This window comes from uncultured Cetobacterium sp., from assembly GCF_947039425.1.
Lineage (GTDB): Bacteria > Fusobacteriota > Fusobacteriia > Fusobacteriales > Fusobacteriaceae > Cetobacterium_A.
This window is the reverse complement of the sequence record NZ_CAMQYW010000050.1, coordinates 1-9,743: the sequence shown is the minus strand read 5'-3', so window position 1 is coordinate 9,743 and position 9,743 is coordinate 1. Positions and strand designations below refer to the sequence as shown.

The window sequence follows — 9,743 nt, the reverse complement described above, 5'->3', positions numbered from 1 at the left end:
TTAAATGTAACTCTCTTTTTTTCCCATTGACTTCTCTATCAAAATCATATATTCTATATGTCATATCTGAATTCTGTTGAATTTCACAAATTAAAATAGATCCTTCTAATGTACCATGAACAACCCCTGGTTTTACATCAATAAAATCACCTTTTTTTACTTTTATCTCATTAAAGAGATTGGTAAAATCTTTATTCTTTATTTTTTTTTTGTAATCATTACATGTTATCTCTTTTTTTAATCCTAAAATTAATTTTGCATTGTCACTAGCTTCCATAACATACCAAACTTCACTTTTCCCAAATTCATTTTCCACTTCCAAAGCATATTTATCACTTGGATGAACCTGTACTGATAATTTATCATTAATATCTAAAAATTTTATTAAAAGCGGAAATTTTTCTCCGTATTTATTTATAATTTCTTCTCCTACTAATCTCTCTTTATATTTTATAAATAAATCATTTAAAGATTTTCCTGCAAATTTTCCATTTTCTACAAATGACATTCCCATAGGATGACAACTTACTTCCCAAGATTCTCCATACAAGTCTAAGGTTGGTAATTCAAAATTTAAATTTTCTTTAAATTTTCTTCCTCCCCATACTTTTTCAACTAAATTTTTTTTAAATTTTAATAGTTCCACTCTTCCTCCCCATTAAGTCACATATTATTTTAAATTTTTCAAACTCCTCTTTTTTTAAAGGTTTTGAAAATAAATATCCCTGTCCATAATCCACTTTTCTATTTCTTAAAAATCTATATTGATTTTCACTTTCAATTCCTTCTGCTACTATTTTTAAATTTAACCCTTTTATTAGATTTACAAGTACATTATAAACTATTTTACCTTTTTTCTCATTAAAAGAATCGATTAAAGATTTATCAAACTTTACTATATCTATTGGTAAAATTGATAAAACTGATGCTGTTGAATGGCCTGTTGTAAAATCATCTAAAGAAAACGTTACTCCTATCTCTTTAAATACTTTCATTTTTTCTAACGTTAGTTTTATATTTGATATTAATAAACTTTCTGTTATTTCTATCTCTATATTCCTTCCATTAATTTTATATTTTAATAAAAGATCTTTTATTTTTTTTACACAATCTTCTCTTTCAAAAGTTAACATTGATAAATTAAAAGAAAGTATAAAATCTTTTCCTACAATTCTTTTATCTAACCATTCTCTTAAAGTTTTTATTGATATTTCAGCAATTTTATAATCTATATAGTGTATGTGTTTTATTTTTTCCGCTATTGGAATAAACTCTCCAGGAGATATTAATCCAAATTCACTATTTTTCCATCTAGCTAAAGCTTCTACTCCAATTATTTTATTTCTGTTTTCAAGAAGAACCTTAGGTTGATATGCTACGAATATATCTTCTTCTCCTAATTTTTTTAAGTTTAACTTTATTATTTGTTCCCTTTTCTTTTTACAAATAAATTCTTTTTTACCTTCATAAATAGAATAACCTTCTATTAATTTCGCCTCATACATTGATAAATCTGCATATTTAAAAGAACTTTTTAAAGATATATCCTTTGTTTTTTTAAAGTAACCAACACTTAATGATATTCTATAATTTGTTAAATACTGATCATTTTTAATTTTTTGTTGCAATTCAAATAATTTTTTCTCCAAATCAAAGATATTAAATATATAAAATTCATCACCTGAAATTCTAAATATATAATCATTTTTAAATATATTTTTCAAATGAATTGATACATTTTTTAAAATTTCATCTCCTATATTATGCCCATAAGTATCGTTAGAATTTTTAAAATTATCTAAATCTATGAATATAGCAGTCCCTTCTAAATAATTCTTTTTATTACAGAAATCATCAAATACTGTTCTACTTAAAAGTCCTGTCAATGGATCTACTAATAATTTTATAGCTTTTTTTCTGTTTTTGATACATTTAAAAGTCGTAATTACAGAAAAAATCAGAATACATATAAGAAAAAATATTAATTTATTCTTTTGATTTTTTTCTATTTCTATTTTTTCAAGAAGCTCTCTTCTTTCTTTTATTCCTGCATCTTTTAATATCTCATTTTTATTTACAAGTATTTTTATTGCTTTATTTAATATATCTCTTAGAATTTTATCGTTTTTGTGTAAAGCTAAATTTATATGAATTTTTTCCATAGATTCAAAGCTAAAAAATTTATTATCTAAATCATCTATATCAAAAAGTATTGCCGATGTCAATTTACCATTATTTAAAGCACTATATAATTCATCATATGTATCAAACTTTTTTAATTGTTCATTAAAAAAATATTTTTTAGCAACCTCTTCATCTATTGTATTTTTTACTACCCCAACCTCTTTTTCACTTTTCAATCTAATATCGGTAACCCAATAAATATCCATATTATAAATATCATCTACAAAAATATAATCTTTTTTTCTTTTACTATTTTTTGATAATGGTAGTACCATAATTTTATTATTTTCAAAATCTTTAAATATCTCTTTCCAAGTTTTTACTTTTTTATTCAACACTTTTACTTTTACTCCTAAGCCATCTCCTATTTTTTCCATTAAATTAGGTATAGCTCCTTTGTAAATATTATCTTTCTGAGAAAAATAACATATACTGTTTCTATCTTCATACTCAATTGTTATCTCTTTTAAATTTTTTAAATACTCCTTTTCTTGAAAAGTTAGCTCTTTATTAAATCTCTTAACATTATTTTCTCTATTTTTTTTATAAATATACTCTTCTAAAACATTTGTATATTTTTCACTTAAACAATTATTTACAATATTTACAAGACTCTTATATTCATCTCTTATTCCTATACTCGTATCTGGAAGATGCCCAATCGGCAATTTTCCTTCTGTATTTTGTAAATTTACTGCACTTTCTAAAATTAAATTATTCTTTTGATTTTTTATTTTATCAACTTGAATTAAATTCATCTTAATATCATTGTTTTTTAAAAACTCTTCTAAATATTTTACATATATTGTATTTTTTTCAACTAAAATAGATTTATTATTTAATGTTTTTATATCACTTAACTCTTTATTCTTTGATACAATATATAAACTTTCTCCATATAAACTTGTTGTAAAATCACAATATTTTCTCCTCTCTTCTGTTGGAGTCACAACTCCTACAATATCAATATCATTATTTTTTAACATGTTATAAAGTTTACTTTTTCTATTTTTTTTTATTTTTATATTTAATTGTAAATAATTTTTAAAAATATCTATTAAAATATCATTTAAAGATATTCCATCTATTTTTTTTACAGCAAACTCTTCATTGGATAATCCCAAAGTAATCTCTTCTGACCTTAAATTTTTTAAATAAATTACTTCTCCTCTATTTTTAGGAATATATCTTTCAGTTGCAAATAATGTACTTACAAAAAGAATATATATGAATAGTATTTTTCTCATACTTCCTCCTTTAGTGTATCTTTTTATTGTATCTTTTATTACAAAAAAAGTAAATATACCATACAATAAAAAAATAGGAAGCTAAGCTTCCTATTCTTCTATAATTTGTTAATATTAATTGATTTTACATTAAGAGTTCTTCCATCCTCAGACATAGGTATCACTATCTCACCAGATTTTATTTTTTCTAAAATTTCTTCTTTTCCAGAAACATTTTTATCAAATCCTATTATTTTCCAGTTCTTATCAATTTTAGGAGTAACCTCTCCCTTCATCTCTTCTTGTACATATTTTATTATCAAATCTCTAATTCTTCCTGCATCTTGCAATGTCGCATATGAATCATAATATTTATCTTCATTTTTAACTAATCCTAAATTCATAAGAGAACCAAATCTATAATTATTAACTGCTACTTTATATATCTTTTTAGGATCTAATTTTTCTCCCTTTATTGTAGGATCTACTATTCTTTCTCCCTCTGATTTAGATATGTCAATTTTATAATTTATTCCATCAAACATATCATAGTTATATCCTCTAACTTTAGGATTAAATGAGATCGTTACATCTCCAGGTTCAGTTTTATTATAATATTTAGCTGACCATTCCATATACTTAAGCAGATTCTCTCCAGTCATATTTACACCCATTAGGGTATTTGTATATTTATAAATAAAAGCAACATCTTTCTTTTTAAAATCTCCAGCATCTAAATTTGATTCAAAATTAAATATTGCTGCTGCTGAAACATCTGCATCAGCATAATATTTTTGGGTATCATTAATTAACTGAACAATTGCATTATCTTCCATTTGACCTGTTGGCATAGTTGTTACCTTATCCGCTCCTGTTATATAATCAGTTCTTGGAATAAACTTCTGATTTATTTTTCCTACAACCTGATTTGCATCTTCTAATGATTTATCATGAACTCCTTTAAATTGCTCTAACATGTCATTATCAGCAGATACATTTGTACTTTCTATATTTTTAGCTACTATATTTTCTATTTTCCATTTTCCATCTTCTTTAACCATTTTTATCTCACCATTTGATACACCCCATCCATAAGCACCAGGTTCTAACACCATAGCTCCATTAACCTCTGTAACATATCTTGCATGTTCATGTCCTGCAAATATAAGATCAAATTGTGGATATGCTTTAGCTAAATCAAATGTTCCTGTTGCTCCATATTCATCCTTTCTACCTAAATGAAATGCCCCTACTAAAACATCATATTTTCCATCTAGCTCATCTAAAGTTTCTTTTACAGCACTCATTGGATCTTCAAAAGTTAATCCTTTAAAATGCTCTGGTGCAGATGCTTCCCACATTGGTACATGAGGAGGTAGCGCACCTATTAAGGCTACTTTTACACCTTGTACATCAAATATTTGATAAGGTAATACAAATTTAGATCCATCATCTTCATTTTCAATATTAGTTGAGATAACAGCTCCATCAAAATTTCTTATATTTCTAAGTAAAAAATCTTTTTCAAAATTAAATTCATGATTTCCAAGTATCCAAGCATCATAATCCATAGTATTCATCGCTTCTACCATTGGATGTGTTTCTAAATTATTAAATAATTCTGCACTATTATCCTGAACTGTATCTCCTATATCCATTAATATTAAATTTGGATTCCTATCTCTTAATTCTTTTACAATTGTATATGTCTTTGCATATCCTGCATCTTGATCTACTTCATCCACACCATACTCATATGGATAAATTCTTCCATGTACATCTGAAGTTGCTGCAAATGATAAAATAACATTTTTAGATCCAGGTTCCCCTTTTTTTATTATTTTTTTCTCAAGAGTTAATCTATTTTCTTTAAACTCCTTAATATCTTTTTTTACCTCTACTTTTTCCACATTTTTTGTTTTCTCTTTTTCTCCACAGCCTACAAAAACCATTGATAAAAGAGCCCCTAAAACGAAAAATTTTGTACTTTTCACTACTAATCCTCCCTTTCTCTTTTTATTAATAATATTGATACAACTGCTGTTATAGGAACAGTTGCTATTATACCTATACTTCCTGCTAATGCATTCACAACCTCTATTGCTATTGCTGGAATATTTATAAATTGTTTATAAGTCATTCCATACCCCCAAATCATCATCATCAATGGAAGGGATCCTCCTGCAAATGCAAGAATTAATGTATTTATCATAGTTCCTACAATATCTTTTCCTATTGACATTGCAGATTTAAATAACTCTTTAAATTCTATCTGTGGTTTATGCTCATATATTTCATTTACAGATGAAGCCATTGACATTGCTACATCCATAACCGCCCCTAAAGAAGCTATTAAAATTGATACAAAAAGTAATCCTTCAACTTTTAATTTATATTCTTTAGCTATGTATAAGAGTTGTTCACCCTCTGATAAATTTAATCCAGTTAAATCCATAAATTTTCCAGATATATAGGAAATTAATCCTGCTATTGTTATTCCACAAATTGTTCCTATTATTGCTGAATAAGTTTTTCTATCAAATCCTCCTATTAATAAAAAACTTACTAATATTATTATTGATGACAATAATATTGATATTGGAATTGGTTCGACTCCCTTAAATAACAAAGGCAATAAAATATAAACTATTACTGCTCCTGTAAAAATAAGAGCAAGTAAAGATCTTACACCTTTCATTTTACCAAGAATTACTACTGCACTCATAAAAATAGCTATAAGAACATATATTCCCCTATCTCTTTTTAAATTATATAACCAAGCTGTTTCTTTATCTCCAACTTTTCTTATAGTGAAAATAGCCTGTAATCCTTCCTTTGCATATATATTATGAAGACTACTTAAAGAATTGTATACTTTGAATTTTTGATTTTTATACTCCCCCTCTTCCATTATTACCTCAAGAGTTTGACTTCCTCTATATTTCCCTTTCATAATAGGATCATACATCAAATCTTCTGATAATACTTTCACAACTTTTCCATTTATAAATTCTTGATTAAATACTTGTCCACCCTTTAAATTTTTACTCATTTTAGGTGAAATATACGCCATTAAAAAAACTGAAAAAACCACCATGAAAAACAACATTTTTTTCTTCATACAAACCTCTTGTTCTATTTAAAATCATTTATATTTAAATTATATCATTTTTTATAAAAAATCCATACTTTTTATTTGACTAATTTTTAAAAACTTTGTATTATAAATTAGAGGATTCATAATTATTTTTTTAGCGAGGTGTTCCAATGACAGAACTAGAATTAAAAGAGCTACTAAAAGGTAAAAATGTGGATGAATTATTTGACTTACTTATTGTAGGACTCGAGGCTACAAAAGATGAGGATAATATAGATTTAAATGAAATTTTAAAAATTAACGAGCATATTGCATAATAAAAATCCTTTAGAGGATTTTTTATTTTGCCCTTGATTTTTTTCCTTTTATAAGTTATATACTTATATTGTATTACTATATAGGGGGGACAAAATAAATGGATTATAAAATTATTAGAAATGAGGAAACTAAAATACACTCTTGGAGCGGTGGTATCTCAAAAGAGATCTATATTTATCCTGCTAATTCCACTATAGATTCTGACTTTAATTTTAGAATATCAACTGCCACTATAAATCCTGGAAAATATAATTTTTCTGATTTTTCAGGTTATAAACGATTACTAATTTTATTAACAGGAGAACTAAATTTAACTATTAATAATGACATAACTCATCTACTTCCTTATTCGCATATCTTTTTTAATGGAGATACTAGGGTCATAAGTAATACTAATTTCGAATCTATTGATTTTAATTTAATATACAAAGAAAATATAGATATTTTAAATTTTAAGTTTATTGAAAACAATTTTAATGGCGAAAAGGAATATAATTTTGGAATACATATATATTATAATCTTGAATCTCCAAAACATATCCATCTTAATAACAATGAATATACTCTTGCTGTTGGAGATACTTTTATTGCTTGTGGAAATAATTTTCAAATTGAAGGAGTTGGCACTGGAATCTATATTAATTTAAAAATATAAACAAAAAGGTTAATCAAACTTTAAGTTTGATCAACCTTTTTTTATTTATTCTTACAGATTATTTAACCACTTTTGATTATCTAAATACCATCTTATTGTTTTCTCTATTCCAACTTCAAAAGATGTTTCTGGATACCATCCTAACTCTCTTACTATCTTTGTTGGATCTATTGCATATCTTGCATCATGACCTAACCTATCTTGTACATATGTTATTAAATTATAGTTTATATTTTCAACATCTGTTGTTAATATCTTTTGATATTCTGGCTCATTTTTCATTATTTTAGATATTGTATCTATTGTTAATTTTACTATATTTATATTTTCCTCTTCATTAAACCCACCAATATTATATATCTCATGAGCCTTAGCTTTAGATATTACTAAATCTATTCCTTTACAATGGTCTTCAACATATAACCAGTCTCTTACATTGTCACCTTTTCCATATACTGGAAGTTTTTTTCCAGCTAAGATATTTTTAATAATTAAAGGTATTAGTTTTTCAGGAAAATGATATGGACCATAATTATTTGAACATCTAGTTATGTTATATGGAAACTTATATGTTTCACCATAAGCCATTACTATCATATCACTTGCTGTTTTAGAAGCTGAATATGGACTTCTTGGATCAAGTGGTGTGCTTTCTGTAAACATTTTTTCTCCATATGTTTTTAGATTCTTTCTACCACTCGCTATCTTAGCTACTTTCTCATCTAGTATTAACTCTTTTGGAATTTCATAATCCTTAGATAAGCTTCCATAAACTTCATCAGTTGATACATGATGAAATTTCTTCCCTTCCTTATATACTGGATACCCAAATTCATCTTTCCCTGTACTCCAAAACTTTTTAGCAACTTCCATTAAGTTTTGTGTTCCAAGTATATTTGTTTCTAAGAAAATTTGAGGATTTTCTATACTTCTATCTACATGAGATTCTGCTGCAAAGTTAACAACATAATCTATCTCTTCCTGCATAAAAATATTTTCTACAAGTTCTCTATTACAAATATCCCCTTTAAAAAAAGTTACTCTAGAATCTTTCAATTCATTTTCTATTGTTCCTAAATTTCCTGCATAAGTTAGTTTATCAAGTATAATTATCCTTATATCTTCATATTTTCCTAACATATATTTTACAAAGTTAGCTCCTATAAATCCTGCTGCTCCTGTTACTAAGTAAGTTTTCATTAAAGTTCTCCCTTCTCTTTCATCTCTTGTAAAAATCTATCTATTCCACTTTTCCAAGATGGTAACTTTTCATTTATCACTTTTTCTAATTTACTACTATCTAATTTTGTATACTCTGCTCTTTTAGCTGGTAATATAAAATCACTACTTTTTGCTCTTTTTAAAATACCTTTCCAACCAATAGATTCTAGTACATATTTTGCTTGATCATATTTTGATGCTATTCCATCATTGCTTAAATGATATAATCCGTATTTTTTAGTTTTTAAAAGTTTTAAAGAGTATAAAGCTAAATCATAAGAGTAAGTAGGTGATGACACTTGATCATCTACTATTCCTAAAGTATCTCTATCTTTACTCCAATTAATGACTTGTTTATTAAAATTATTATTTCCCATTCCAAATACCCAAGATGTTCTTATAATAAAACTTCTATCATAAGATTCTAAAACAAGTTTTTCTCCCTCTGATTTAGATTTAGAATATATTGATAATGGATCTACTAAATCTTTCTCTATATAAGGAGATTTTTTTTCTCCATTAAAAACAAAATCTGTTGAATAAGTTATAAAATCTGCACTAATCTCTTTTGCTATTAAAGCTAAATCTCTTGGAACATAGGCATTTAATTTATAACACAACTCTTTTTCCTCTTCAGCCTTATCAACATTATTATATGCAGCACAGTTTATTATTACATCTATATTTTTATTTTGAACAAATCTTCTAATATCATCTATCTTTGTTATATCTAACTCTTTATGATCTGTTCCAATAAATTCTATATTTTTATTTTTTAATATCTTTTTTAAATCTGTTCCTAACTGTCCATTAGATCCTGTTATTAATATCATTCTATTACAACACCACTTTCAACAAATTCTTTAAATGTTTGCAATTTTTTATCTTTTTCTGATAATAAGATGTCTTCTATTTTTAAATTATACTTTTCAAAATTCCATTCTATATTTATATCCTTATCATTCCAAAGTATTCCTGAATCAAACTCTGGAGAGATCGGAAGAGCGTCGTGTAGGGAAAGAGTGTACGTCCTGGTGTAGAT

At 25.9% G+C, this 9,743-nt stretch carries 8 protein-coding genes; 2 read left to right on the top strand and 6 right to left on the bottom strand.

The genetic code is table 11. The features are described 5' to 3' along the window. From Q0V09_RS04520 to Q0V09_RS04505, 4 genes are all read right to left on the bottom strand, one after another. Positions 1-646: type I phosphomannose isomerase catalytic subunit (locus Q0V09_RS04520; protein WP_297487364.1), on the bottom strand; the 646-nt coding region annotated here is incomplete at its 3' end. Next, positions 627-3,431, bottom strand: coding sequence for an EAL domain-containing protein (locus Q0V09_RS04515; protein WP_297487362.1), 2,805 nt, complete (start codon positions 3,429-3,431; stop codon positions 627-629). The genes Q0V09_RS04515 and Q0V09_RS04520, both read right to left, overlap by 20 nt. 98 nt (positions 3,432-3,529) lie before the next feature. Beyond that, positions 3,530-5,404, bottom strand: coding sequence for a 5'-nucleotidase C-terminal domain-containing protein (locus Q0V09_RS04510; protein WP_297487360.1), 1,875 nt, complete (start codon positions 5,402-5,404; stop codon positions 3,530-3,532). A gap of 2 nt (positions 5,405-5,406) precedes the next feature. Beyond that, positions 5,407-6,531: a YibE/F family protein gene (locus tag Q0V09_RS04505; RefSeq protein ID WP_297407723.1), complete on the bottom strand. Its 1,125-nt coding sequence runs from the start codon at positions 6,529-6,531 to the stop codon at positions 5,407-5,409. A 146-nt stretch (positions 6,532-6,677) separates the two neighbouring features. Between Q0V09_RS04505 and Q0V09_RS04500 the strand changes: the two genes are divergently transcribed. Next, complete coding sequence (locus Q0V09_RS04500) at positions 6,678-6,824, top strand: hypothetical protein (protein WP_297407721.1); 147 nt, start codon at positions 6,678-6,680, stop codon at positions 6,822-6,824. Between the two features lie 98 nt (positions 6,825-6,922). Next, positions 6,923-7,480 carry a HutD family protein gene (locus Q0V09_RS04495; protein WP_297487358.1) on the top strand — a complete coding sequence of 186 codons (558 nt, stop codon included), beginning with the start codon at positions 6,923-6,925 and terminating at the stop codon, positions 7,478-7,480. Positions 7,481-7,531: 51 nt separating this feature from the next. On the opposite strand, the gene Q0V09_RS04490 is transcribed toward Q0V09_RS04495, so the two are convergent. Both Q0V09_RS04490 and rfbD read right to left on the bottom strand, forming a co-directional pair. Continuing rightward, positions 7,532-8,680 carry a dTDP-glucose 4,6-dehydratase gene (locus tag Q0V09_RS04490; RefSeq protein ID WP_297487355.1) on the bottom strand — a complete coding sequence of 383 codons (1,149 nt, stop codon included), beginning with the start codon at positions 8,678-8,680 and terminating at the stop codon, positions 7,532-7,534. Next, positions 8,680-9,534 (bottom strand): dTDP-4-dehydrorhamnose reductase, encoded by an 855-nt coding sequence (gene rfbD / locus Q0V09_RS04485; protein ID WP_297407182.1) that lies wholly within the window; start codon positions 9,532-9,534, stop codon positions 8,680-8,682. Before rfbD ends, Q0V09_RS04490 begins: the two co-directional genes overlap by 1 nt. Positions 9,535-9,743 lie beyond the last annotated feature (209 nt).